The organism is Streptomyces sp. NPDC002742, from assembly GCF_042888885.1.
Classification (GTDB): domain Bacteria; phylum Actinomycetota; class Actinomycetes; order Streptomycetales; family Streptomycetaceae; genus Streptomyces.
Map to the genome: position 1 here is coordinate 208,997 of NZ_JBIAQF010000007.1, position 23,139 is coordinate 232,135.

At 69.6% G+C, this 23,139-nt stretch carries 24 protein-coding genes; 4 read left to right on the forward strand and 20 right to left on the reverse strand.

Going from position 1 to position 23,139, the window contains the following annotated elements; translation table 11 throughout:
• Positions 1-14: 14 nt before the first annotated feature.
• The 13 genes from ACFYW8_RS14725 to ACFYW8_RS14785 form a co-directional block, all read right to left on the reverse strand.
• Positions 15-629 carry a DNA-binding response regulator gene (locus ACFYW8_RS14725; RefSeq protein WP_389073202.1) on the reverse strand — a complete coding sequence of 205 codons (615 nt, stop codon included), beginning with the start codon at positions 627-629 and terminating at the stop codon, positions 15-17.
• Positions 626-1,849, reverse strand: a complete 1,224-nt coding sequence (locus tag ACFYW8_RS14730) for a sensor histidine kinase (RefSeq protein WP_389073995.1) — start codon at positions 1,847-1,849, stop codon at positions 626-628. The genes ACFYW8_RS14725 and ACFYW8_RS14730 overlap by 4 nt, the downstream gene beginning before the upstream one ends.
• A 5-nt stretch (positions 1,850-1,854) precedes the next feature.
• On the reverse strand, positions 1,855-2,595 hold the full coding sequence (locus ACFYW8_RS14735) for an ABC transporter permease (RefSeq protein ID WP_389073205.1): 741 nt from the start codon (positions 2,593-2,595) through the stop codon (positions 1,855-1,857).
• Complete coding sequence (locus tag ACFYW8_RS14740) at positions 2,592-3,611, reverse strand: ABC transporter ATP-binding protein (RefSeq protein WP_389073209.1); 1,020 nt, start codon at positions 3,609-3,611, stop codon at positions 2,592-2,594. Before ACFYW8_RS14740 ends, ACFYW8_RS14735 begins: the two co-directional genes overlap by 4 nt.
• A 299-nt stretch (positions 3,612-3,910) precedes the next feature.
• Positions 3,911-6,127 carry a hypothetical protein gene (locus ACFYW8_RS14745; RefSeq protein ID WP_389073213.1) on the reverse strand — a complete coding sequence of 739 codons (2,217 nt, stop codon included), beginning with the start codon at positions 6,125-6,127 and terminating at the stop codon, positions 3,911-3,913.
• 160 nt (positions 6,128-6,287) lie between these two features.
• Positions 6,288-6,713, reverse strand: a complete 426-nt coding sequence (locus ACFYW8_RS14750; protein ID WP_389073217.1) for a DUF6113 family protein — start codon at positions 6,711-6,713, stop codon at positions 6,288-6,290.
• A 94-nt stretch (positions 6,714-6,807) separates the two neighbouring features.
• Positions 6,808-7,719 (reverse strand): N-acetyl-1-D-myo-inositol-2-amino-2-deoxy-alpha-D-glucopyranoside deacetylase, encoded by a 912-nt coding sequence (gene mshB, locus ACFYW8_RS14755; RefSeq protein WP_389073222.1) that lies wholly within the window; start codon positions 7,717-7,719, stop codon positions 6,808-6,810.
• Between the two features lie 106 nt (positions 7,720-7,825).
• Complete coding sequence (locus tag ACFYW8_RS14760; protein WP_389073227.1) at positions 7,826-8,278, reverse strand: PIN domain-containing protein; 453 nt, start codon at positions 8,276-8,278, stop codon at positions 7,826-7,828.
• Positions 8,271-8,558 carry a type II toxin-antitoxin system Phd/YefM family antitoxin gene (locus ACFYW8_RS14765; RefSeq protein ID WP_389073232.1) on the reverse strand — a complete coding sequence of 96 codons (288 nt, stop codon included), beginning with the start codon at positions 8,556-8,558 and terminating at the stop codon, positions 8,271-8,273. The genes ACFYW8_RS14760 and ACFYW8_RS14765 overlap by 8 nt, the downstream gene beginning before the upstream one ends.
• Positions 8,559-8,801: 243 nt before the next feature.
• On the reverse strand, positions 8,802-9,059 hold the full coding sequence (locus ACFYW8_RS14770; protein ID WP_389073236.1) for a hypothetical protein: 258 nt from the start codon (positions 9,057-9,059) through the stop codon (positions 8,802-8,804).
• Positions 9,056-9,403 (reverse strand): hypothetical protein, encoded by a 348-nt coding sequence (locus ACFYW8_RS14775; RefSeq protein ID WP_389073240.1) that lies wholly within the window; start codon positions 9,401-9,403, stop codon positions 9,056-9,058. Before ACFYW8_RS14775 ends, ACFYW8_RS14770 begins: the two co-directional genes overlap by 4 nt.
• Positions 9,404-9,584: 181 nt before the next feature.
• Positions 9,585-10,655 carry a helix-turn-helix domain-containing protein gene (locus ACFYW8_RS14780; RefSeq protein ID WP_389073244.1) on the reverse strand — a complete coding sequence of 357 codons (1,071 nt, stop codon included), beginning with the start codon at positions 10,653-10,655 and terminating at the stop codon, positions 9,585-9,587.
• Between the two features lie 139 nt (positions 10,656-10,794).
• Positions 10,795-11,340: an ATP-binding protein gene (locus ACFYW8_RS14785; RefSeq protein WP_389073248.1), complete on the reverse strand. Its 546-nt coding sequence runs from the start codon at positions 11,338-11,340 to the stop codon at positions 10,795-10,797.
• Positions 11,341-11,495: 155 nt separating this feature from the next.
• On the opposite strand from ACFYW8_RS14785, the gene ACFYW8_RS14790 reads away from it, so the two are divergent.
• Together ACFYW8_RS14790 and ACFYW8_RS14795 are read left to right on the forward strand one after the other, a co-directional pair.
• Complete coding sequence (locus ACFYW8_RS14790; RefSeq protein ID WP_389073252.1) at positions 11,496-12,371, forward strand: helix-turn-helix domain-containing protein; 876 nt, start codon at positions 11,496-11,498, stop codon at positions 12,369-12,371.
• Positions 12,368-12,577 (forward strand): DUF397 domain-containing protein, encoded by a 210-nt coding sequence (locus ACFYW8_RS14795; RefSeq protein ID WP_389073257.1) that lies wholly within the window; start codon positions 12,368-12,370, stop codon positions 12,575-12,577. Before ACFYW8_RS14790 ends, ACFYW8_RS14795 begins: the two co-directional genes overlap by 4 nt.
• A gap of 154 nt (positions 12,578-12,731) precedes the next feature.
• Here the strand turns inward: ACFYW8_RS14795 and ACFYW8_RS14800 are convergent, their stop codons facing one another.
• Positions 12,732-12,926 carry a hypothetical protein gene (locus tag ACFYW8_RS14800; protein ID WP_037620693.1) on the reverse strand — a complete coding sequence of 65 codons (195 nt, stop codon included), beginning with the start codon at positions 12,924-12,926 and terminating at the stop codon, positions 12,732-12,734.
• 187 nt (positions 12,927-13,113) lie between these two features.
• Here ACFYW8_RS14800 and ACFYW8_RS14805 point away from each other — a divergent pair, with 187 nt between their 5' ends.
• Positions 13,114-15,243, forward strand: a complete 2,130-nt coding sequence (locus ACFYW8_RS14805) for a prolyl oligopeptidase family serine peptidase (protein WP_389073263.1) — start codon at positions 13,114-13,116, stop codon at positions 15,241-15,243.
• A gap of 157 nt (positions 15,244-15,400) precedes the next feature.
• Here ACFYW8_RS14805 and ACFYW8_RS14810 read toward each other — a convergent pair whose 3' ends face one another.
• The 6 genes from ACFYW8_RS14810 to ACFYW8_RS14835 form a co-directional block, all read right to left on the reverse strand.
• Complete coding sequence (locus tag ACFYW8_RS14810; protein WP_389073268.1) at positions 15,401-16,462, reverse strand: ABC transporter ATP-binding protein; 1,062 nt, start codon at positions 16,460-16,462, stop codon at positions 15,401-15,403.
• Positions 16,443-17,429 carry an ABC transporter ATP-binding protein gene (locus ACFYW8_RS14815; protein ID WP_389073272.1) on the reverse strand — a complete coding sequence of 329 codons (987 nt, stop codon included), beginning with the start codon at positions 17,427-17,429 and terminating at the stop codon, positions 16,443-16,445. The genes ACFYW8_RS14810 and ACFYW8_RS14815 overlap by 20 nt, the downstream gene beginning before the upstream one ends.
• Before the next feature lie 5 nt (positions 17,430-17,434).
• Complete coding sequence (locus tag ACFYW8_RS14820; RefSeq protein WP_389073277.1) at positions 17,435-18,454, reverse strand: ABC transporter permease; 1,020 nt, start codon at positions 18,452-18,454, stop codon at positions 17,435-17,437.
• Positions 18,447-19,370, reverse strand: coding sequence for an ABC transporter permease (locus ACFYW8_RS14825; RefSeq protein WP_389073281.1), 924 nt, complete (start codon positions 19,368-19,370; stop codon positions 18,447-18,449). The genes ACFYW8_RS14820 and ACFYW8_RS14825 overlap by 8 nt, the downstream gene beginning before the upstream one ends.
• A gap of 54 nt (positions 19,371-19,424) precedes the next feature.
• Positions 19,425-21,047 (reverse strand): ABC transporter substrate-binding protein, encoded by a 1,623-nt coding sequence (locus ACFYW8_RS14830; RefSeq protein ID WP_389073287.1) that lies wholly within the window; start codon positions 21,045-21,047, stop codon positions 19,425-19,427.
• Between the two features lie 715 nt (positions 21,048-21,762).
• A complete protein-coding gene (locus ACFYW8_RS14835) occupies positions 21,763-21,978 on the reverse strand; it encodes a helix-turn-helix domain-containing protein (protein ID WP_389073292.1) in 216 nt (71 codons plus the stop codon).
• A gap of 470 nt (positions 21,979-22,448) precedes the next feature.
• Here ACFYW8_RS14835 and ACFYW8_RS14840 point away from each other — a divergent pair, with 470 nt between their 5' ends.
• On the forward strand, positions 22,449-22,997 hold the full coding sequence (locus ACFYW8_RS14840) for a hypothetical protein (protein WP_389073297.1): 549 nt from the start codon (positions 22,449-22,451) through the stop codon (positions 22,995-22,997).
• Positions 22,998-23,139 lie beyond the last annotated feature (142 nt).

Genomic DNA, 23,139 nt, shown 5'->3' on the forward strand with positions numbered 1-23,139 from the left:
TCCCGCCGCACGGCTCACAGCCAGCCCTTGTCCCGCGCGATCCGTACCGCTTCCGCCCGGTTGCGGACCGCGAGTTTCTGGATGGCCGTCGAGAGGTAGTTGCGGACCGTCCCCTGGGACAGGTGGAGGGCGGTGGCCAGTTCGGCGTTGGTGGAGCCGTCGGCCGCCGCGCGGAGGATCTCGCGTTCGCGGTCGGTGAGGGGATTGGCACCCTCGGCCAGGGCGGCGGCCGCGAGGGTGGGGTCGATGACGCGCTCGCCGGCCAGCACCTTGCGGACGGCGGCGGCGAGTTGGGCGGCCGGGGCGTCCTTGACCAGGAAGGCGTCGGCGCCGGACTCCATGGCGCTGCGGAGGTATCCGGGGCGGCCGAAGGTCGTGAGGACGATCAGCTTGATGCCGGGGATCTCCTTGTGGACCTCGGCCGCCGCCTCTATGCCGGTCATGCCCGGCATCTCGATGTCGAGGAGCGCCACGTCCACGTCGTGGGCGCGCGCCGCCGCCAGTACCTCGTCACCGCGGGCCACTTGAGCGACCACCTCGATGTCCGGCTCCAGTCCCAGCAGGGCGGCCAGCGCCTCGCGGACCATCGACTGGTCCTCGGCGAGCAGGACCTTGATCGTGCGGCTCATGCACCGGATCCTACGGGGTCGTCCGCCGCGCCCACCGAGGCCCGGCCGCGCTCCAGGGGCACCTGTGCGACCAGCCGGAATCCGCGCCGGACGCGGCCGGCCTCCAGCGTTCCGCCCGCCTTCTCCAGCCGTTCGGTCAGTCCCGTCAGGCCGTTGCCGGGGGCGGCGCCCGAGGAGCCGCCCGAGCCGTCGTCCTCCACGGACAGTTCGAGCACGGGTCCGTCCAGGGTCTGGCGCCGGACGAGCCCCACCACGCAGCGCCGGGCACCGCTGTGCCGTACGACGTTGGTGACCGCCTCGCGCAGCGCCCAGGCGAGCGCGGACTCGCTGTCCTCGGGAACGCCGTCGAGGTCGGGTTCGGCGGGCAGCTCGGCGAGGACGTCCGCCGCGGCCAACGCGACCTGGGCTCCGGCGAGTTCACCGGCCAGCCGGGGCCGCCGGTAGCCGGACACCGCCTCACGTACGTCCACCAGGGCCTGGCGGCTGACCTGTTCGATGTCGGCGACCTGCTGGGCCGCCTTGTCGGGGTGGTCGGGGAGCATCCGCTTGGCCAGTTCGCTCTTCAGCGTGATCAGCGAGAGCGAGTGGCCGAGCAGGTCGTGCAGGTCCCGGGCGAGCCGCAGGCGTTCCTCGTTCGCGGCGAGCTGGGCGACGGTGGCCCGCGCCTTGCGCAGCTCCACCGTCGTGCGGACCAGCTGCCGAACGCCGGTCATCGCGAAGCCGATGAGGACGACGAGCAGAACGAGGTTGCGCGCGTCCCGCTCGCCACCGTGCAGGCCGACGAGCAGCATCACGACGGCGGTGAGCGGGATGGTCACGTACGAGACGCGCAGCGGGAACGTCGTCCCGCAGGCGACCGAGACGTACACGAACAGGCCGAGCCAGGGCGCTCCGAGCGTCAGGCACAGGGCGACGGCCAGTGCGCCGAGGACGAGCACCATGAGGGTGACGGCCAGGGAGCCCGCGAACGCCTTGCCCATGTGCCGGAAGACCAGCATCAGGTAGACCGCGACGAAGGCCGCGAGCCCCAGCCAGCCGGCCGCGGTGGCCGCGGGCGTGTGGTGGCCGGAGACGAGGTCGTGGACCGGCGAGCTGAGGAACACCAGCCAGATGACGATCCACACCGACTTGCGCAGGGCCTCGCGGAGGTTGCGCGGGGACTCCCCCATCCTCACGATCCGGTCCGTGCGGGCCCCGTCGGGCAGCGGGTCTTCCGTCATGGCACTCACGCCTTCAGCGTGTCCTTCCGGTACAGCCAGGCCGCGCCGCCCGCGAAGAGGGCGAAGGAGACGGCGAGGATGGCGATGTCCTTCGCGTGCGGGGCGTTCCCCAGTTCGATGGCCTGCCCCAGGGCAGCGTACGCGTGCGTGGGCAGCCACTTCGCTATGTTCTGCAGCCAGCCGGGGAAGGTCGTCGTCGGCATCCACAGGCCGCCGAGCATCGACAGCCCGAAGTAGACGATCATCGTGATCGGGCGGACCGCGTCGCCGCTGGCGAGATAGCCGATGGCGACGCCGAGCGCGGCGAAGACCAGGCTGCCGGCCCAGATCACACCGGTGAGCGCGAACCACTGCCAGACGTCCAGGCGTACGTTCTTCACCGCCGCGGCGACCACGAAGACGATGACGATCGACGGCAGGCTGATCACGGCGGCGCTGGCCGTCTTGGCGAACACATAGCCGCGGCCGGGCAGCGGGGTGAGCCTCAACTGCCGCACCCAGCCGCTCTCCCGCTCCTTGGCGATGCGCTCGCTGTTGCCCATCAGGACGGCGGTCAGGGCGCCGAAGGAGGCCATGGAGACCATGAAGAAGGTCGGCAGGGTGAGACCGGTGCCGGGCACCTCGGTGGTGCTGTCGGCACTGCCGGCGATCAGCAGGAACAGGGCCGAGGGGTAGATCACCGAGAAGAACAGGAACTTGCGGTTGCGCAGGGCGCGGGTGATCTCCAGCTTGATGAGACTGTTCACTTGGACGTGGCCTCCTCGGCGGCGGCGCGGTCGGCGTCCGCGGCGGTGGTGCGGTCGGCCTGTTCGGCCGCGGTGCGGGTCGCCTCTTCGGCGGCGGTGATGGCGACGAAGGCCTGCTCGAGACCGAGCCCGGCGACTTCGAGGTTGCGGGGGTAGACGCCGAGCCCGTACAGCGCGTGGACCGTCGCGTCCGCGTCGGAGGACTGGATGCGGACGGTCTGCCCGGACCCCGCGGCGGAGCCGCTTTTGGACACAGTGATCGAGGTGAGGAAGGGCAGCGCGCGCAGCGGGGCCTCGTCGATCGTGCCCTCCAGGTCGAAGGCGACGCGGCGGGCACCGGCCTTGGCCTTGATCTCGGCGGCGGTGCCGTCGGCCAGCAGCCGTCCCCGGTGCAGGACGAGCACGCGGTCCGCTATGGCGTCGGCCTCCTCCAGGTAGTGCGTGGCGAACAGGACCGTACGGCCCTGGTCGGCCTGCTCGCGCATGGTGGCCCAGAAGGCCTGCCGGGCGGAGACGTCCATGCCGGTGGTGGGCTCGTCGAGGACGATCAGGTCGCTGTCGCCGGCCGTGGCGAGGGCGAAGCGGACACGCTGTGCCTGGCCGCCGGAGAGCTTGTTGACCTTGCGGTCGGCGATCTGGGTGATGCCGGCGCGGGCGAGGACATCGCGGGCGCTGTACGGCTTCGGGTGCAGATCGCAGGCGAGCCTGACCAGTTCACCGACGGTGACCTCGTCCATCAGCCCGCCGCTCTGGAGCATGGCGCCCACCCGTCCGGCGACGATCGCCTCGCGCGGGCTGGTGCCGAACACCCGGACCGTCCCGCTGTCGGCGTTCTTGAGGCCGAGCAGCAGGTCCAGCGTGGTCGACTTGCCCGCGCCGTTGGGGCCCAGCAGGGCGACGGTCTCGCCCGGGTGCAGTTCGAGCGTCAGCCCGTCGACGGCCTTCACGTTCCCGTAGCTCTTGGTCACCGATTCGAACCGGACCACCGAGGTGGTGGTCGCCGCAGTCGTTGTCATGTCGTCCATCGTGGCGGGGAAGGGGGTGCCCGCGGCAGTGCGGTGTGTCCTCGGTCGCGGATGACAGATGTCATGTCCGCCGCCCGCACCCGTGCCCCGCGGCCGTCCGTGCCCTCGCCCGGCGGCCCACTCCCGCACCCGCGCCCGGCGCCCCTCACGTGCCCGTGCGCCGCGGCCCTCCCGCGCCTGTGCCCAGGCGGATCGTGTCCCTGCCCCGGGCCTACCGTGCGATACGGCGAGAGGGCACCCGGCCGTCGAGAAACCTCGGCCGGGTGCCCTCTGTGCGCGCGGTGCGTCCGCTAGTTGGGGTTGGTGGGGATGGTCACGTCGCGTGCGGCGGCCGTCTTGCCGACGAGCGCCCTTCCTATGGCGGAGGCCACGTCCTGCGGGCTCACGGCCTTCTGGCTGCCGTCGCCCTTGGTGATCGTCACACCGTCGAAGGCATGGCCGTACAGCCCCTGGAGCACGTTCAGGTCGTAGTGCTCGACGAGCTTGCCGTCGACCGGCCGGACGCTCAGGAACTTCCAGATGGACTTCTGCGGGCTGAAGGGGATGAAGTGCGTGGCGTCCGTACGGATGATGATCTTCGCCGACATGGCGACCGTCGCGAACGTCGACATCTTCCGGTCCACCTCGTCCTTGGCGACCGTCGGCTGGCGGGTCGTGGTGGCGACCTTCACCGGAGTGGTCGCGTTGGTCTCCACCTGGGCGCGGTACGCGTCCTCGACGGCCTTCAGCGAGGGGCCGACGTCGATGCCCTTGCCCGCCTTGCCGTAGACGGCGACGGCCTTGCCCGGCTGGAACTTGATCGTGCCGTCGCTCGCCGAACCGGAGCCGCTCGCGGCGCGCTCCAGGGCGGCCTGCAGCTTCTCCTCGTCGACGGGCATCACGGGCTCGACCACGCGCCCCTGGCCGAACAGCGAGCCGATCACCGAGATCGGGTTGTAGTCGCTGCCGGCGGCGGCGCGGACGGTGGCCTGGCTGTCCAGCTGGAGTCCGGCCTGGTCGGGCCTGAGCTGGACCGTGTCGCCGTCGACGGACAGCGTGAGCGGCTTGTTCGTCCGCGTGCTGAAGGCGTCGTCGAGCTTCTTGACGGCGTCGTCGCGGGTGCCGCCGCCGATGTCGACGCCCAGCACGGTGGTGCCCTTGGGCACGTCCGAGTGGTTCATGAGCAGGCCCGCGCCGTAGGCGCCGCCGACGAGGACCACGACGAGGACGCCGAGGAGCGCCGGCTTGTTGCGGCCCTTTTTCTTCTTCCCCTGGTTCGACGGGGCGGACGGCTGCTGGACCGGCTCGGGGAGCTTCGGCGGAGTGTGCGACCGGGGTCCGTCGCCCCGCGCCCCCGCCTCGTACGCGAAGTCGTGACTGGGCGAGACGACGGGGATGCCGCTGGTCAGGGTGTGCCCGGAGACGTTGTCCGCGGGAGCGCCGTAGGCACCGGGTCCCGGGTCGGGCGCGGGCTTCTGCGGGGTGAGGATCGCGGTGTCGTCGCTGAGACCGCCGCTCAGGCCTGCGCGCGAGCCGTTGCCGGTGCCCGGGTAGCCCGTGCCCGTGTTCCGGTTGCCGCGGTGCGGGCCGGGCGACGTGGCCAGGCTGCCGGGAGCCGCGCCCGCACCGGCCGGAGGCAGCAGCGGGCCGTCACCGGTGGTGGGACCGGTGGTCGGGCCGGCCGGGCCGCCCCTGCCGCGCTCGGAGAAGTACGGAAGGTCGTCGCGGCGCGGTTCACCGGACCCGCCGGACCCGCCCGCCGGGCCTATGGCCGGGAAGGAGCCGGTGTCGCGCAGCGCCCCGGAGACGTCGAAGGAGCCCGTGCCGCCACCGTGGCCGGGGGCCACGGGTCCGGCGCCGGTCGCGCCGGGGAGCCCGGCACCGTTCGCACCGCTGGGCCGCACGCCGCCGGTGATGCCCAGCGGACCGGCACCGGTGGACGGCATCGGCCGTCCCGCGCCCGGCCGGCCGGGCGGTGTCCCCCCGGCGCCCGCCGCACCCGAGGGGGCCGGGGAAGTCGAACCTCCCGGCAGGCCCGCCCCATTGGTCGACCCGCCTCCCGGCCCGATCTGGGGCGCGCCGGACTTGCGGGGCGCGAACCAGTTGCTCGTCTTCTCCTCGGCCGCCCCGGGCTGGTCCCCGGGCGCAGTCGCGGGTGCCGGTGCGAACGGGGCCGCGTCGGTGGCCGTCGTGGCGGAGGCACCCGCGGGCGAACTCACGCCCTGCGGGGCCCGGTGTGTCCCGGTGTGCCCGCCGTCGTCACCCTCGGAGGGCACGTCGGCGTCGGCCACGGGTGTACGGACGACCACGGGCGGGATGGGCCGCGACCCGGGGATGTTGATCCGGATCCGTGTCGTCAGAGTGGTCTCGGTCTTGCGCTCCTCCGGCGGCTTCCCGGCGGCCGAACGGCCCGCGTCGGCACCGCTTTCGGAAGCCGCGGGGGTGCCGTACGGCGGCGTCCCCGACGGGTACGCGGCTCCACCGCGCCCGTTGGGCCCGGAGGACGAACTGTCAGTTTCACGACTCAAGGCAGGTTCTCCCGGTTGGCTCCGCCGCCCGTTTACTCGACCTCATCTCGGGCAGCTCGGCGGCGCGCACCACCATACTGGCCATGTACGGCCCGCAAACCTCGCCCGTGCAGGAATCTCGCACGGGAACCGCACGGGACAGATACGGCGAAGTGGTACGTCACTTGCGAAGTCGGGCATCGGAAAGGCCCGGTTGCCGCCCCTGACCGAGGGTGGCGCACATCACAGCGACGGCCATGCCTCCGAGGAGGAAGAGGTACGAGACCACTCCCGCGCCGAAGAGGAAGTCCCCTTCCGGACGGCTGGCGGTGAGCAGCACGACGGCGACCATCCAGCCCGCCGCGGGGGCCACGGCCCCGGCGCGGGACTCCGTCGCCCGGGCGCCGCCCAGGAAGAGTCCGGCGGCACCCGCCAGCGCGAGCAGCAGCCCGAGCGGGAACCAGCCCGGCTGCACCAGCGCCCCGGCGACACCGACCACGGCGCCGAGCAGGAAGAGTCCCAGATAGGCGGCGATCCGTCCGCCCGAGGGCCGGGTCAGCGGCTGGGCGAGCATGCTTGGGCCACCGCGCTGTCCGTTCGTACTCATCACAGATCCGTCCCTAGCCAAGTCGTCCTCGCCCTCGCACTCGCACTCGCACTCGCACTCGCACTCGTCCTCGCACTCGCCGTCCCGGCGCCCCTCACCGGTGGATCCCCTCGATCGTCCCGGTGCCCTCGATCCCCGCGAAGAGGTCCGTCTCGCGCGTCGCGGGCCGCGGGGAGTTCACCAGTTCGTAGTACTCGGTGGTGAAGAGCGGCTGCGCCAGGTCGTTCGAGAGGACGAACCAGGGGCCGTCCACGGTGATCTGGGTGGCGTGCGCCCGCATCGCGGCGGCCTTGGCTGCGGCGTACCCGGTTCCGTCGATCTCGGTGGTGATCGTCACCTCGTCGACCACGCCCGGTACGTCGCCCACGGCGGCCATCCTGTCGAACGGCAGCTCCGGAAGGGCCTCACGCAGGCGGGCGAACGCCTCCTCGGCGACCTGGCGCGGCACCCGGTTCCAGTAGGTCTTGGTGATCCGCCACGCGTCACCGAGGTCGGGACGGTGGGTGGGTTCCGCGGCCAGTTCGGCGGCGCGCGTGGCCACGCGGTGAGCCTGGATGTGGTCGGGATGCCCATAACCCCCATCGGGGTCATAGGTGACGAGCACCTGAGGCCGTACCTCGCGGATCACCTCTACGAGGCAGTCGGCGGCGTCGTCGACCTCCGCGGACCAGAACGCACCCGCGCGATGGTTCTGCTCGACGCCCATCATCCCGGAGTCGCGGAACCGTCCGGGGCCGCCCAGGAAGCGGTGGTCGGCGACGCCCAGCTCCTTCATGGCGGCGCTCAGCTCACCGGTCCGGTACCGGCCGAGTCCGCCCTCGCGGTCGGGGGCGAGATGGGCGAGTCCGGGCGGGATGACCTCGCCCTCCTCACCGAGGGTGCAGGTCACCAGCGTCACCTGGGCGCCCTCGGCCGCGTAGCGGGCCATGGTCGCGCCATTGTTGATCGACTCGTCGTCCGGATGCGCGTGCACCAGGAGCAGACGCCGGTCGGGCAGTTCCGTCATGGGGCCCAGCCTACGAGGCGGCTTCACTGTCAGGCGCCCCCGTACTCCCGTACTCCCGTCAGCTTTCGCCTCCCGCCGACAACGGCCTCGAAGTGCTCCGACAGCGTCAGAAGTCGTCAGGGAGCAGCCGGAAGGCGGGCTGGCCGGTGAGCGGACGCATCATGCGGAAGTGGCTGTCCGTCGTGAAGATGTCGGCTGTCCGGAAAGCCGCCGCCAGGGCGACGTTCATCGCGTCCACCAGACCCACTCCCGCCCCGCCGTCCGCGTCGACGCACCCTCGCATCACCGCCATGGCGCTTCTCAGGTGCGGTGCGGTGTCGGGAATCTCGAACCGGCGGGCCTCCGCCTGGCCGGTGATGAAGTCCAGTGCGTTCATGGCGGCCTTGGTGCCGACGCGCGAGGTCAGCAGGTAGTCCAGTTCGGTGAGCACCATGGGTGACACGACGAGGTGCCCCGTTTGCGCCAGAGCTTCCCGGTGAGCGGAGTGGCTGGGGTCCTTCGGTGTGAACAGTCGGTACAGGGCGTTCGTGTCGGCGATGGCGACCTGGATGTCAGTCATCGGTTCCCCCGCCGACGTCTCCGCCCAGACCCCGTAGCGTCGCCTCGATCTCGTCGTCGTCGAGCACGGGGCCGCCCAGGTCCGGGAAGTCCAGGTCGCCCATGGGATCGGTGCGGAACGGATACGCGGGCCGGCCCGTCAGCGCACCGCGCGGCACGATGTCTCCTATGGGGACGCCGTCCTTGGTGATGGTCACCGTCTCCCCTGCCGCCACTCGGGCCAGGACACGCGATGTCTGCTGATTGAGCTCCCTGAGCGGGACCTCCGCGCTCTCACTCATTTTTTCACTGTACTACTCGTTCTACATCGATGCCGGGCGACGGCCGACGGGTGGTCACGCCCGTCCGGACGGGACACAGGGCGCCCGCATCGCATCAGACGGCCGCCCGGAGGCCGGACCGGCAGTCCCGGCAGTGACCTGGTTCCGGTGCGCGGACGGGCAGCGGATCGCTTCACCTTCTCCAGGCCACGCCTGGCCGAACGGCCGCTGTCACGCGGTCTCGGAAGCCGACGAGCCGAAGGTTCAGAAACCCAGATACGTGATCTGAACGACGTAGACGCGCTCGCTCCGCACAACGACCTGATAAGAGAACATCCCGCCGGGAACGATGATGTCGCCGCCCTTTGGATCGCCGCCTTCATGGGCCCGGCCGTGAACGTGCAAGGCTTCGGCCGCCCTGACCAGTTCGTCTGCCTTCGCTTCCACCTTGAGGAGGAAGTCGGGCGGAGCGGTACGAGCGGTTTCCTCCGCTCCGAAGGCGTACTCCCACTTCCAACTCACCCGCGGACTGCCTTCATGGCCTCGTCCAGGACGGAGGCCAGTTCCCGCAGTGCCTCCTGGGCGACGGCCGGGTCCTCGTGTTCCAGACGGCTCTTCGCGTGGGAGTGGCGGGCGGACAGTTCGGGGCGGCGGGCGATCTCGATGTCCCTGGCCCAGATCAGTACCCAGCTCTGCACAGGGCTGAGGGACTGCCATTCGACCGCCTTGGCGAACGCCTCGTCCTTCTTGGCCTGCATCTCCTCCAGACGGCCCGGAGCGACGACGGCGAGAGCCACGCGGAGGGCGTCAGGGGTGTGCTCAGGGCGGGGGATCAGCTCGTGCCCGTGATCGGACTGGGTGCTCATCGTGTCCTCCTGGGGATGCCCCCGCCAGCGTAGCGAGCCAGGGCGGCAGCCGAGCCGGCCTCGGCAGGAGGCAGGAAGCGCGTCGCCCGAGTTTCTGTCCACAACAGGGGAGCCGACCATGGCGAACCCTGAACCTTTCTTGTCGCGAAGCCGGTGACCTGAACGCCTGAACAAGCGCCTGTCAGGCAGCCGCCGAGACGCTCACCCGGCAGTCGCGGCAGCGGCCGCCGGGTTCTGGCGCCCGGAAGGCGCGGTCGCAGCCGTCGCAGGTCTGGAGGGGGTGCCGAACGGCTGATGGCTGGGCGGTGGACGGCGGGGCAGGCGCTCGGAACGGGGGCGGCGGTGGCAGTTGCGCGGCCAGGCGATGGGCCAGGAGAGCGGCCGGGCGCCGTAGTAGACCTTCGGACGGTAGGTCGGTGGTGAGTGCGTGGCGTACGGCGGCGACGCTGACGTCGCGCTCCAGCCAGGCGGCGACACCCGGGGCCAGGTGGGCACTGTCGCAGGCGGAGAAGAGCAGGCGGGGGTCGTCACGACGCAGGCCCGCGAGGAGCTCCGAGCCGGCCCGGAGGAGCCCTGGGGCCCCACAGGCGGGTTGCGGTACTGCTGGGAGGGGCTTGCGGGGCGCACGGGGCCTGGAGCGCCCTGGGGCGGGGTGCTCATGCCTTGCGTGTGCCGGAGTGGAGTACCCGGGGGCGAGGTGTCCCCACGTGGAATGCCCCGGCATGGAGTTCGCCGGGGTCGGGTGCTCCGGTGTGGAGTGGGGCGAGGCGGGCCGGGCGGGTTCGGAGACGGCCCCGGGAACGACCTCGGGAACGACCTCGGGAACGACCTCGGGAACCGCCTCGGGGGCGGGGCGGTGGCCCGGCTGGTTGCAGGAGACCGTGCGGGTGACGATCCGGCCGCCGGGGACGCGTTCGCGGGTGCGGCGGAGGTAGCCGTGGGCTTCGAGTTCGCGCAGGGCGGCGGCGATGCGGGTCACACCCTCGGGGAAGCGGGCGGCGAGGGTCTTGATGTCGACGGGAGCGCCCGCGGGGAGGGACTGGATGTGGGCGCCGAGTCCGATCGCCAGCCCGGACAATTCCGGGTGCTGGGCGAGGTGGTTGCCGATCACCGTGAAGCGGGTGGTGTGGCGGGTGTTGTCGTGGACGAGGCCACTGCGGGAACGGGGTTGCCGAGACGGGGGTTTGCCGACCGGACCGGCCGCAACACGGGACTGGGCGCGCGGGGGCGCGCTAGGGTTCTGCGTATCCATCGGGAAGCTCCTACTTCCTCGGTGGTCAGGCCCTCGCACTGGGATTGGCGTCCCGGCGAGGGCCGTCGCATGTCTGCTGTTGTGTTGCGCCGAGCGTAGGGCAGGCAACCGGTCCCATATCCAGCCCAGTTGGCGATGTTCACTCGCGCGAGTGAGCTTGCCCGGCGGGCGGGAGGGGTGGGGCTTGGTCGGGTCCTTTCATCTGTGGGTCTTGGAAAAGAAGACCGCCCGTAGCACCGAAGCACGGCCGCCCGGGTTCCGGTGCGAGATGCAGCTCGGCCCATACCGTCTTGCGCGGAGATGGCCCCGAGGTCCAGCCCCAGCGATCGGCGAAGGCGTCGACGAGGACGAGACCGCGGCCGGACTCGGCATCGGGGACGGAGTGCCGGGCGTGCGGAAGACGGTCGCCGCGGGTGTCGGTGACCTCGATCCGGAGAGTGTCGGCGACGACGTAGAGCGTGAGACGGAAGTCGCGGCCCGGGACACGCCCGTGCGTCGCCGCGTTGGCCGCCAGTTCGCCGACGATGTGCGCCGCCGGGTCCAAGGGGATTCCCCAGGTGCGAAGTTGCTCAGCGGCGAGAAGACGGCCGAGGCGGGCGCCGCGTGGGGTGGGCGACAGGAGCACGCTGAAGTTGCGGATGGGGGTAACCGGCAAAGCCTCGGGGACGGCTGTTTCTTGATTCACGTCACTCAGCGTGGCGGCGCGCACCTACCGTGAACAGTGACGGAGCCGATGCGTACGGTGACTGTCCGGACGCTGTCCGACGTTGTCCGGCCAGTCCGGAACGGTCGTCCGGGTAGGGAGCGTTGAGGCACGGCGGTACGGCGGAGGGGCGCGCTATGCACGTGGACGGTGACACGGGTCGGCTCAAGACCGAGGCGGACGAGCCGGGTTGGGAGGTGGACCCGGACGACGACTGGGGCGTGGCGGTCGTCGCGACCGTCGGGCGACAGCTGAGGCTGCGGCGGGAGGCGGTGGGGATGCGGGCCGCCGAGTTCGGGAACGCGGTGGGGTACGGGGAGGACATGGTCTACAAGATCGAGGGCGGGAAGCGGATTCCCCAGCCGGAGTATCTGGACAAGGCCGACGAAGTGCTGAGGGCGGGTGGGTTGCTCTCGGCGATGAAGGAGGACGTGAAGAGGGTTCGGTACCCGAAGAAGGTGCGGGATCTGGCGCAGATGGAGGCCAGGGCGGTCGAGATCGGGGTGTACGAAAGCAGCAGCATCGCCGGTCTGTTGCAGACGCCGGAGCACACGCGAGCCCTGTTGGAATCGTGGCAGCCAGCTTATTCACCCGAAGACCTTGAGCGTCGGGTTGCTGCCCGTGTGGCTCGCCGGTCCGTCTTCGAGCGGTCGCCTGCGCCCGCTCTGGGGTTCGTCCTGGAAGAGGCGACGCTCCGCCGCAAGGTGGGAGGCACAATGGTGCGGCGACAACAGTTCGAACGCCTCCTGGAGGTGGGACGGTTGAACAACGTCACCCTGCAGATCATGCCCATGGACAGTGCGGCGCATCCCGGTATGAGCGGCAGGATCGAAGTCCTGAAGTTCGAGGACGGCACGGCTGTCGGACGTTCCGACGGCGCATTCAACGGTCGCCCGGTCTCCGACTTGAGGCTGCTGCGCCTCCTTGAGCTGCGGTACGGCACCATCCGGGCCCAGGCTCTCCCGCCCAGGGAGTCACTGACCCTCATCGAGCAACTGCTGGGAGAAACATGATCCGCACGACCGCCGCCGAGCCCACCTCCGCACTGGCCTGGTTCAAGAGCAGCTACAGCAGTGGCCCAGACGGCGACTCCTGCGTCGAGATCGCCGCCACCCCCGGCACAGTGCACGTCCGTGACTCCAAGAACACCGCCGGCCCTCGGCTCGCGCTCACGCCGGGAGCCTGGGCCGACTTCGTGTCGTACGCGTCCGAAGACTGACCCGCCGGACCGACCACGCGGCCCGGCCTCCGGCACGTCGGCCTCTCCGTCAGGGAGCGGGCGATCAGGTCCTCGTAGCGGGGCAGGAGCGGGGCAGGTGGGGCAGGCGGGGGCGGGACCCGGCCCCCGGCCCGGGCGTCCGCCCCGGCACCCGTCAGAACTTGATGCTGCCGATCATCCCCGCGATGTTCGTCGTCAGATCGCTGATCGTGGGCGCGATGGTGGAGGAGGCGAGATAGAAGCCGAGCAGCATGCAGACGACCGCGTGCCCGCCTTTCAGTCCTGACTTCTTGATCAGAAGAAAGACGATGATCGCCAGCAGCACCACCGCCGAAATCGAGAGTGCCACGGCGGCTCACCTCCAAAGTTCCCAGGGACTTGGGGTCCGGTACGGGGTCGGACATGGGGGGTCGGTAAATCCATACAGCAGCCAGCAGGTTCCTACCCACGCAGCGCTAGTGATCATAACTATCCGTACGCGCGCATCGATCGGCGCACGGCCGCACAAGGGGGCGCATGGCCAATATGGTCGAGGCATGACGAACGAGCCTCTCTCCTTCCCGCGCCGGTACGCCCGCACCCAGCGGTTCACCTCCGGCGCGCCGCGCGCGTTCACCGTGTCCCCCGACGGCTCCCGCGTGGTGTTCCTGCGGTCCTCCTCCGGCACGGACCGGGCGAACCAACTGCGGGTTCTCGATGTGCCGGAGGGCCGGGAGCGGGTCGCGGCCGACCCCGCGGCCCTGCTCGGCGGCGCCACCGAGCACCTCTCACCGCAGGAGCGGGCGCGCCGTGAGCGCAGCCGCGAGGGCGGCGCGGGGATCGTCGGATATGCCACCGACACAGCCGCCGAGTTGGCCTCTTTCACCTTGTCAGGGCGGCTCTTCACGGCGGAGCTGCGGGCCGGCACGGCGCGTGAACTCCCGGTCCCCGGACCGGTGATCGATCCACGCCCCTCCCCCGACGGCACGCTCGTGGCATACGTGTGCGGGGGCGCGCTGCGGGTCGTCGGGGCCGAGGGCGACGGCGACCGGGCGCTCGCGGAGCCGGAGCCGGTCGCGGCCCCCGGTTCGGTTTCCTATGGACTGGCCGAGTTCATCGCGGCCGAGGAGATGGGGCGTTCGCGCGGCTTCTGGTGGTCGCCCGAAGGGGACCGGCTGCTCGTCGCGCGGGTCGACGACACGCCCGTACAGCGCTGGTGGATCGCCGATCCGGCGCACCCGGAAGCCGATCCGCAACGGGTCGCCTACCCGGTGGCGGGCAGCGCCAACGCGGAGGTGCGGCTCTTCGTGTTCGGGCTCGACGGGGTTCGCACGGAGGTCTCCTGGGACCGGGCGCGCTATCCGTATCTGGCGCATGCGCACTGGTCAGCGGCGGGTGCGCCACTGCTCCTGGTGCAGGCGCGGGACCAGCGCAGCCAGTTGTTCCTGGCCGTGGACCCGGACTCCGGGGCGACCCGGATGGTGCACGCCGATGAAGATCCAACTTGGCTTGATCTTTTCCCCGGAGTGCCGTGCTGGAGCCCCGGCGGACAGCTCGTGCGGATCGCCGACGAGGGTGGCGCGCGGGTCCTGGCGTTCGGTGAACGCCCCCTGACAGGCGCCCAGTTGCACGTCCGGGCGGTCCTCGACGTCTCGGCCGACGACGTGCTGATCGCGGCCTCGGCGGGTGAGGACGCGAACTGCCCGGAAACGGGCGAAGTACATGTGTACCGGGTGAACGAACTCGGCCTGGAGCGCGTCTCGCAGGAGCCCGGCGTGCACTCGGCGGTGCGCGCCGGGGGCGTGACCGTGCTCGTGTCGTCGGTGCTCGACCAACCGGGCGCCCAGGTACTGGTGCTGCGGGAAGGCAAGACGATCGCCACCATCACCTCGCACGCCGAACATCCGGGTTTGTCCCCGCGCGTGACCCTCACACAGGGGGGCGCACAGAAAATCCCATGCGCCGTGCTTATGCCTACTGACTACGACGGCGACAATCCCCTACCGGTCCTGCTGGACCCCTACGGCGGTCCGCACGGCCCCCGGGTGCTGGCCGCGCACAACGCCCACCTCACCTCGCAGTGGTTCGCCGACCAGGGCTTCGCGGTGGTCGTCGCCGACGGCCGCGGCACCCCGGGGCGCTCCCCCGCCTGGGAGAAGGCGATCCATGACGACCTCACGCTGTCCCTCGACGACCAGGTGGAGGCGCTGCACGGGCTCGCGGAGCGGTTCCCGCTCGATCTGTCCCGGGTCGCGATCCGCGGCTGGTCGTACGGCGGCTGGCTCGCGGGACTCGCCGTGCTGCGCCGCCCCGACGTCTTCCACGCGGGCATCGCGGGCGCCCCGGTCGCGGACTGGCGGCTGTACGACACCCACTACACGGAGCGGTACCTCGGCGATCCGGCGGCGGGCCCGGCGACGTACGCGAAGAGCTCGCTGGTCACCGACGAGGGACTCTCCGCGCCCGCCGAACAGCACCGGCCCCTGATGATCGTGCACGGCCTCGCGGACGACAACGTGGTGGTGGCGCACACCCTGCGGCTGTCCTCGGCCCTGCTGGCCGCCGGCCGGCCGCACGAGGTGCTGCCGCTCTCGGGGGTCACGCACATGACCCCGCAGGAACAGGTCGCCGAGAACCTCCTGCTCCTCCAGGTGGACTTCCTGAAGCGCTCCCTCGGGATGAACTGACCCACCGGGAAAACAACGAGCCGGGGTGACATGGCGCACCCCGGCTCGTTTACGGCACCCGCACGGCCGTACGGTGTTCACCTTGTCGCGTCCGTATATCGGTACCGCTTCCGTCAAGTTGCCTGCGTGTTAACGAAGTTCGCTCACAATTGTGACGTTATGTCACCCCGTCGGGCGGTCCTTCCGGCGGGACGACCTGCTTCTCCTCCGCGAAGTGACAGGCCGAGTCGTGGGCGGCCGGACCCTCGGCGAGCCGGAACTCGGCAGGCACCGCGAGCAGCGGCACCTCCAGCGTGCAGCGTTCCTGCGCCTTCCAGCAGCGGGTGCGGAACCGGCAGCCGGACGGGATGTTCGCGGGCGAGGGCACGTCCCCGTGAAGGATGATCCGCTCCCGGCGCTCCCGCGCCTCCGGGTCGGGCACGGGCACGGCGGACAGCAGCGCCTGGGTGTAGGGGTGTGTCGGATGGTCGTAGATCTCGACGTCCCTGCCGGTCTCCACGATCCGCCCGAGGTACATCACCCCGACCCGGTCGGAGATGTGCCGCACGATCGACAGGTCGTGCGCGATGAAGACGTAGCTGAGATCGAACTCGGCCTGGAGCCTGTCCAGCAGGTTGATCACCTGCGCCTGCACGGAGACGTCGAGCGCGGAGACCGGCTCGTCGGCGACGATGATCTCGGGCCGCAGCGCCAGGCCCCGCGCGATGCCGATGCGCTGGCGCTGGCCGCCGGAGAACTGGTGCGGATAGCGGTTGATGTACTCCGGGTTGAGCCCGACCACGTCCAGCAGGTCCTGGACCCTGCGCCGCCGGTCGCCCTTCGGCGCGACCTCGGGGTGGATGTCGTACGGCTCCCCGATGATGTCGCCGACGGTCATGCGCGGGTTGAGCGAGGTGTACGGGTCCTGGAAGACCATCTGGATGTTGCGGCGTACGGCCTTCAGTGCCTTGCCGGACAGCTGGGTGATGTCCTCGCCCTTGTACTTGATCGACCCCTCGGTCGGCTTCTCCAGGTTGACCAGCATCTTGGCGACCGTCGACTTGCCGCAGCCGGACTCGCCGACGATGCCGAGGGTCTCGCCGCGGCCGAGGTGGAAGTCGACGCCGTCCACGGCCTTGACCGCCCCGACCTGCTTCTTGAACAGGATGCCCTGGGTGAGCGGGTAGTGCTTGACCAGTCCGCTGACCTCCAGCAGCGGCTCAGTTGCTGCTTGTGTCATCGAGGCACTCCCTCCAGAAGAAGCAGGCGCTCCTGCGGTTCGCGTCGACCTCCGCGAGCGGCGGCACCTCGCTGCGGCAGATGTCCTGGGCCATCGGGCAGCGCGGGTTGAAGGCGCAGCCCGGCGGGATGTGCATCAGGTTCGGCGGCAGCCCCTTGATCGCGTACAGCTCCTGGCCCTTCTGGTCGAGCCGGGGGATCGAGTGCAGCAGGCCCTTCGTGTAGGGGTGGGCCGGCGCCTTGTAGATGTCGTGGACCGGTGCCGTCTCGACGATCCGGCCCGCGTACATCACCGCGATCCTGTCGGCGACGTCCGCGACCACGCCGAGGTCGTGGGTGATGAGGATGAGCCCCATGTTGAGTTCGCGCTGGAGCTCGGCGAGCAGGTCCATGACCTGGGCCTGCACGGTGACGTCGAGCGCGGTGGTCGGTTCGTCGGCGATGATCAGCGCGGGCTCCAGGGCCAGCGCCATGGCGATCATGATGCGCTGGCGCATACCGCCGGAGAACTGGTGCGGATAGTCGCGCACGCGCTCGGCGGCCCCCGGGATGCGCACGTGCTCCATCAGCTCGATCGCCTTGGCGCGGGCTTCCTTGCGCTTCATCCCGCGATGCACGGTGAACATCTCGCCGAGCTGGTCGCCGACGCTGATCACGGGGTTCAGGGAGGACAGCGCGTCCTGGAAGACCATCGCCATCTCGGCGCCCCGCACCTTGCGCCGCTCCTCCTCCTTGAACTTCAGCAGGTCCTCGCCCTGGAAGAGGATCTCGCCGCCGGTGATCTTCCCGGGGGGCATGTCGAGAATGCCCATCACGGCCTGGGCGGTCACCGACTTGCCGGAACCGGACTCGCCGAGCACGGCGAGCGTCTCCCCCTCGTCGACGCTGTAGGTGACCCCGTTGACGGCCTTGGCGACCCCGTCCCGGGTCCTGAACTCCACCTGCAGATCGCGCACTTCGAGCAGCACGGCGGTCACCTCAGCTTCGGGTCGAGGGCGTCGCGCACCGCGTCGCCGAGCATGATGAACGCGAGCACGGTGATGGCGAGCGCGCCGGCCGGCCACAGCAGCATGTGCGGGGCCTGGCGGATGTACGCGGAGGCCGAGGAGATGTCGATGCCCCAGCTCACCGTCGGGGGCTTGAGACCGACCCCCAGGTACGACAGCGTCGCCTCCAGCGAGATGTACGTGCCGAGCGCGATGGTCGCGACGACGATCACCGGCGCGACCGCGTTCGGGGTGATGTGCCGCAGCATCAGCCGGGAGTTGGAGGCGCCGAGCGCGCGGGCCGCCTGGACGTAGTCGTTCTCTTTGGTGGTGATGACGGAGCCGCGCGCGATACGGGAGATCTGCGGCCAGCCGAGCAGCACCATGAACCCGACGACCGGCCAGATCGTGTTGCTGGTCACCACGGAGAGGAGGACCAGACCGCCGAGCACGACGGGAATCGCGAAGAAGATGTCGGTGGCTCGGGACAGGACCGAGTCGCCGAGACCGCCGTAGAAACCGGCCAGTCCGCCGAGGAACGAGCCGAGGAGCGCGACCCCGACCGTGGCGAGCACACCGACGCTGATCGAGACGCGGGTCCCGTACACGGTCCGGGTGTAGACGTCGCAGCCCTGGCCGTCGTAGCCGAAGGGGTGTCCGGACTGCGAACCCTGCTGGGCCTTGGAGAGGTCGCACTTGAGCGGACTCTGGGAGGTGATCAGGGAGGGCCAGATCGAGATGACGACCAGGAAGACGATGACGAGTCCGGAGATGATGAAGACGGGGTTGCGGCGCAGGTCCCGCCAGGCGTCGGACCACAGGGAGCGCGGCTTCTCCTTCGGCCCGGTTCCCTCCGGTCCTCCCGGCGTCTTCTCCAGGGTCTCCGCTTCGCTCGATCCGAGGTCCATGGTGCCGCCGAAGCCGGTCGGGGCCATGGCGAGGTCCTCCGGCGGGGGACCCTGCGGCCCGTGGTGCGGTTCTTCCTCGTACGGCGGCTGCTCAGGCATAGCGGATCCTCGGGTCGAGTACGGCGTACAGAAGGTCGACGAGCAGGTTGGCGACCAGGAAGACGAGGACGAGGATGGTCACGAAGCCGACGACGGTCTGGGTGTTCTGGTGCACGATCCCCTGGTAGAGGTAATAGCCGACACCGTGGATGTTGAAGATCCGCTCGGTGACGATCGCGCCGCCCATGAGCGCGCCGATGTCGGTGCCGATGAAGGTGACCACCGGGATCAGCGAGTTGCGCAGCAGATGCCTGACGGTCACGCGGCGCCGCGGCAGGCCCTTGGCGACGGCCGTACGGACGTAGTCGGACCGCTTGTTCTCCGCGATGGAGGTGCGGGTCAGCCGGGTGACGTACGCGAGGGAGACCGAGGCCAGCACCAGGCCCGGAACGATCAGCTCGCCGAAGGTGGCGTCCGTGGAGACCGACGGTTGGATCCAGCCCCATTTGATGCCGAGCAGCAGCTGGGCCAGCAGACCGGTGACGAAGGTCGGCACGGAGATGACCACGAGGGTGAGCAGCAGGACCCCGGTGTCGACTGGCCGGCCGCGGCGCAGACCGGTGATGACGCCGAGCGTGATGCCGATGACGATCTCGAAGAAGATCGCGACGATCGTCAGCCGGATGGTGACCGGGAAGGCGGAGGCGATCAGCTCGGTGACCGGCTGTCCGGTGAACGCGGTGCCGAAGTCGCCGGTGAAGATGTGGCCGATGTAGGTCAGGTACTGCTGCCACAGGGGTTTGTCGAGGCCGAACTCCGCACGTAGCTGGGCGGCCGTGGCGGGGTCGCACTGCCGTTCGCCGCACAGGCCCGCGATGGGGTCTCCCATCACGTTCACCATCAGGAAGATGAGAATGGTGGCGCCGAAGAAGACCGGGATCATCTGCAGCAGACGCCGGACGACGTACCGTCCCATGAGTGCTCCGGAGTTAGAGGGGCGGGCCGTGGTGACGGGCCCGCCCCGGGCGGCTCAGTTGACGGTGATCTCGTTGTAGACCGGGACGCTGAACTGGTTCAGTGCCACGTTCGAGACCTTGTCCGAGTAGCCGGCGCTGCCGTTCTGGTACCAGAGCGGGATCGCGGCCATGTTGTCCCGTACGACCCCTTCGGACTGCTGGAAGAGCTTGATGGCCTTGGTGGTGTCGGTCTCGGCGTTCGCCTGGTTGACGAGGCTGTCGAACTGCTTGTTGGACCACTGGCCGTCGTTGGAGGAGGCGTTCGTGTAGTACAGCGGCTGGAGGAAGTTCTGGATCAGCGGGTAGTCCATCTGCCAGCCGGCCCGGAACGGACCGGGCATCTTGTGCTGCCCGATCTGGTTCCGGAAGTCGGCGAACGTGCCGATCGGGTTGCCGACGCAGGCCTTCTCGTTGCCGAGGGCGTTGTTGATGGAGTTGCAGACGGCGTCGACCCATTCCTTGTGGGAGCCGGTGTCCGCGTTGTACGAGATCTTGACCTGGCCGCCGGGCAGGCCGCCGCCCTCCTGGACCATCTTCTTGGCCTCGGACGGGTTGTAGTCGCAGTACTTGCCGCACAGGCCTTCCTGGAAGCCGCCCTTCTCGCCGAGCACCGGTGAGGTCCAGTCGCTGGCGGGCGTCCGGGTCTTCTGGAAGATGGTGTCGGTGATCTGCTGGCGGTTGATGGCCATGGACAGTCCCTGACGGACCTTCGTGGCGCCGCTGGTGTTCCACTTCGGGTCGTAGAACGGGAAGGCGAGCGTCTGGATGATGCCGGCCGGGGTGTTGATGTACCGGCCGTTCAGGTCGGTCTTGGCGTTCTTGAGCTGGGCCGCGGGCACGTCGTCGACGAGGTCGAGGTTGCCGGCCAGGAGGTCGTTGTAGGCGGTGTTGTTGTCCGTGTAGACCTTGAGGGTCACACCGGCGTTCTGCGCCTTGTCGTCACCGGGGTAGCCGTCCCACTTCACCAGGGACATCTGCGAGCCCTTGGAGTAGGAGTCGATGGTGTACGGGCCGTTGCCGACGGGCTTGCTCACCCAGGCCGCGTGGTCGCTGAAGAACGACTTGGGCAGCGGCGAGAAGGCCGCGTAGCCGAGGGTGTCCGGGAACGTCGAGAACTTCTGGGTCAGCGCGACGGTGAACGTGTCCGTGCCGGTCACCTTGAGCCCTGAGAGCGTGTCGGCGCTCTGGCTGCCCGTCTCGGGGTGCGTCTTGTCGTAGCCCTGGATGTATCCGAAGAAGTACGCGTTCTTCTGGTTGTTCTTCAGGCTCGCGCCGTAGTTCCAGGCGTCGACGAAGGACTGCGCGGTGACGGCCTCGCCGTTGCTGAACTTCCAGCCGCTCTTGACGGTGATCGTGAAGTTCTGCGAGTCCGTGGTGTCGATCTTCTGGGCGAGCATGTCCTCGGCGGCGCCGGTCTTGGCGTTGTACCGCTTCAGCCCGCGGAAGATCATGTCGAGGACCTTGCCGCCCTGCACCTCGTTGGTGTTGGAGGGCTCCAGCGGGTTCTGCGGGTCCCCCCAGGAGGCACTGACGGTCCCGGAGCCGCTGCTGCTGCCCCCTCCGCCCCCACAGGCGGACGCCGCGAGGGCTACCGCCACCGCGCATGCGGCCCATTTGGCGTGCGTGGCTCCACGCATGGAGTGCCTCCTCAAGAGTGCGCTGTGCCGCCGGCGCCGGGTCGGGGTCGGACGTCCGGCTCCGGTGCGTTGTGCCTTTAGGGCCCAATATCTGTCCATAAGGAGCACATCGCACATTTACCCCACCCTTCCGGGTGGCGGTCCGTCCGGAAGGAGGTACTCCCGGTGGGCCTGATCCGCCGGCCGACCGGTGCAGGGGGTCCGGGCGCATCCGGCCTCCGCCGTCCGGGTCCGGCCGCGCGGCTGGTGGCCGAGGTGACCGTCGTGACGGCCCCCTCCACGAGATGGAGATCGATCCGGCGGAGGCCGACACGGTGACGTCGCGGATTCCGGCGACACGGCGTCGCATAAAGCGCATTTCACATGCGCGACCCACATGGAATGCTTTCGCTCGACCACGCGCCCACCGGTCCGATAGTTTAAAAATCAATATCCACACATGGCGGATTCGGCGCACCCCCAACGCCCGTGCGCATTGAACAAGCGTCAAAAAAGGGAACTGACCTCGAACGGCTCCGGTCGAGCTGTTCGAGGTCAGCCGTGGACCCTCCCCTGAGAAATGAACGCGCCGATACCGGCCCTGCTCGATCCGGAGGAAGTCAGAAGATCTCCGACGCCGACAAAAAGGACCGCTCGGACGATTTCAAGACCGGTGCCATGACCCCGTACGAGTCCATGCCCCGGGCGACTCGCAGGGCAAGGCCCACCGGAAGGGTCAGCGCGGCAACGCCTTGAAGACCACATGGACGCCCCCGTACGGCGACACCGAGATCAGCAGGTTCGAGGACAGGGCCACCGCCAGACGCTCCAGCAGGGGCAGGGTCGGGACCCCTCGGCCGCACTCCATCCGCGACAGGGCGCCCTGGGTCATGCCCGCCTGCACGGCGAGGCGTTCCTGGGTGAGCCCCAGCTCCAGCCGCCTGGCCCGCACCGCGGCGCCGAAGAGACGCCCGACATCGCCCCCGGCACCCTCCGCTCCGCCTTCCTTTTCACGACCCGCTCCGTGACCTCTTCTTCGATTTGTTGCAACCGGCATTCTTTTGCCCCCCGTTTGCCCCAGCTCAATGACCAAGCCGTCATGGACCACAGATCATGACAAAGGACGGGGGTATGGGGTTGCGGACTTTGGCAGAAATTGAGGTCCAGCCTTTCCCATACCGCAAAGCGCATGGACCAGCGCTTTGAGACGTAGGTCACTTCATGCGTCGCGCGTGAGGGTGCGGAACGGTGCGAATGCGAGCCAATCCCCTCGCCCCCGCGCCCTCGGCGAAGCCCCGTCCGCGCGCTTTGTCCCATTGCATGAGGAACCGTCAAAAAGCTTGCGCACAAGGGAACTTCGCCTCTTCGCGAGATCTCATTACCCTCAGCCGAACCAACGAGCTTCCGTGAAAGGACTCATCTGTGCTGAGAATTGCAAGCGCCCTTGTTTCGACGGCTGTTGTCGCGACCGGCATTGTCGCCGTCACCGCCGGCACCGCCGCCACCGCCTCCGCCGCGTGCGCTCCGTCTCCCGGCAAGGGCTACCACATCACCAACAAGTCGACGGTGAGCAAGTCGACCAACCTGCACAGCGACTGGATGTACGACAACCTCGGCGGCAACCTCACCTACAACCACTCGAAAACCGCCACGACGAGCGCCAGCGGCACGTGGGGGGTCGAGGCCGAGGCCGGGGTGATCTTCGCCAAGGCGAGTACGTCGTTCAGCGTGACCGTCGGCAAGTCCTGGTCGAAGTCGAGCAGCTGGAGCTACTCGATCCCGGCGAGGAACAAGGCGGGCAAGACCAAGGTCCGCATGACGATGTTCCACGAGTCGAAGAAGTTCAAGGCCACGAAGTACACGTACTCCTACGACGCCCACTGCCGGTACCACGAGAAGAAGGTCTGGGCGAAGTGGTTCACGGCCCCCGTGAAGAAGGACTCGAACGTCTGGGGCCTTGAGTGGAAGTAGCGGAAGGCCAGGGGCCGGCCACCAGGCGCTCGGCCTCGAACCGTCCGTGTCCTCCGGGAAGGCGGCGCGCCGTCGCCGTCCTCTAGGCACAGAAGCCGATGCCCGGCACCTCGCGAAGAGGTGCCGGGCATCGGCTTCTGTG

Coding starts and splice junctions, on each gene's coding strand:
- ACFYW8_RS14790 (WP_389073252.1), top strand. CDS start 11,496: ATGCACGTGGACGGTGACACGGGTCGGCTCAAGACCGAGGCGGACGAG.
- ACFYW8_RS14810 (WP_389073268.1), bottom strand. CDS start 16,462: ATGACACAAGCAGCAACTGAGCCGCTGCTGGAGGTCAGCGGACTGGTC.
- ACFYW8_RS14780 (WP_389073244.1), bottom strand. CDS start 10,655: ATGGATACGCAGAACCCTAGCGCGCCCCCGCGCGCCCAGTCCCGTGTT.
- ACFYW8_RS14765 (WP_389073232.1), bottom strand. CDS start 8,558: ATGAGTGAGAGCGCGGAGGTCCCGCTCAGGGAGCTCAATCAGCAGACA.
- ACFYW8_RS14820 (WP_389073277.1), bottom strand. CDS start 18,454: ATGCCTGAGCAGCCGCCGTACGAGGAAGAACCGCACCACGGGCCGCAG.
- ACFYW8_RS14750 (WP_389073217.1), bottom strand. CDS start 6,713: ATGAGTACGAACGGACAGCGCGGTGGCCCAAGCATGCTCGCCCAGCCG.
- ACFYW8_RS14760 (WP_389073227.1), bottom strand. CDS start 8,278: ATGACTGACATCCAGGTCGCCATCGCCGACACGAACGCCCTGTACCGA.
- ACFYW8_RS14740 (WP_389073209.1), bottom strand. CDS start 3,611: ATGACAACGACTGCGGCGACCACCACCTCGGTGGTCCGGTTCGAATCG.
- ACFYW8_RS14775 (WP_389073240.1), bottom strand. CDS start 9,403: ATGAGCACCCAGTCCGATCACGGGCACGAGCTGATCCCCCGCCCTGAG.
- ACFYW8_RS14830 (WP_389073287.1), bottom strand. CDS start 21,047: ATGCGTGGAGCCACGCACGCCAAATGGGCCGCATGCGCGGTGGCGGTA.
- ACFYW8_RS14825 (WP_389073281.1), bottom strand. CDS start 19,370: ATGGGACGGTACGTCGTCCGGCGTCTGCTGCAGATGATCCCGGTCTTC.
- ACFYW8_RS14730 (WP_389073995.1), bottom strand. CDS start 1,849: ATGACGGAAGACCCGCTGCCCGACGGGGCCCGCACGGACCGGATCGTG.
- ACFYW8_RS14805 (WP_389073263.1), top strand. CDS start 13,114: ATGACGAACGAGCCTCTCTCCTTCCCGCGCCGGTACGCCCGCACCCAG.
- mshB (WP_389073222.1), bottom strand. CDS start 7,719: ATGACGGAACTGCCCGACCGGCGTCTGCTCCTGGTGCACGCGCATCCG.
- ACFYW8_RS14725 (WP_389073202.1), bottom strand. CDS start 629: ATGAGCCGCACGATCAAGGTCCTGCTCGCCGAGGACCAGTCGATGGTC.
- ACFYW8_RS14795 (WP_389073257.1), top strand. CDS start 12,368: ATGATCCGCACGACCGCCGCCGAGCCCACCTCCGCACTGGCCTGGTTC.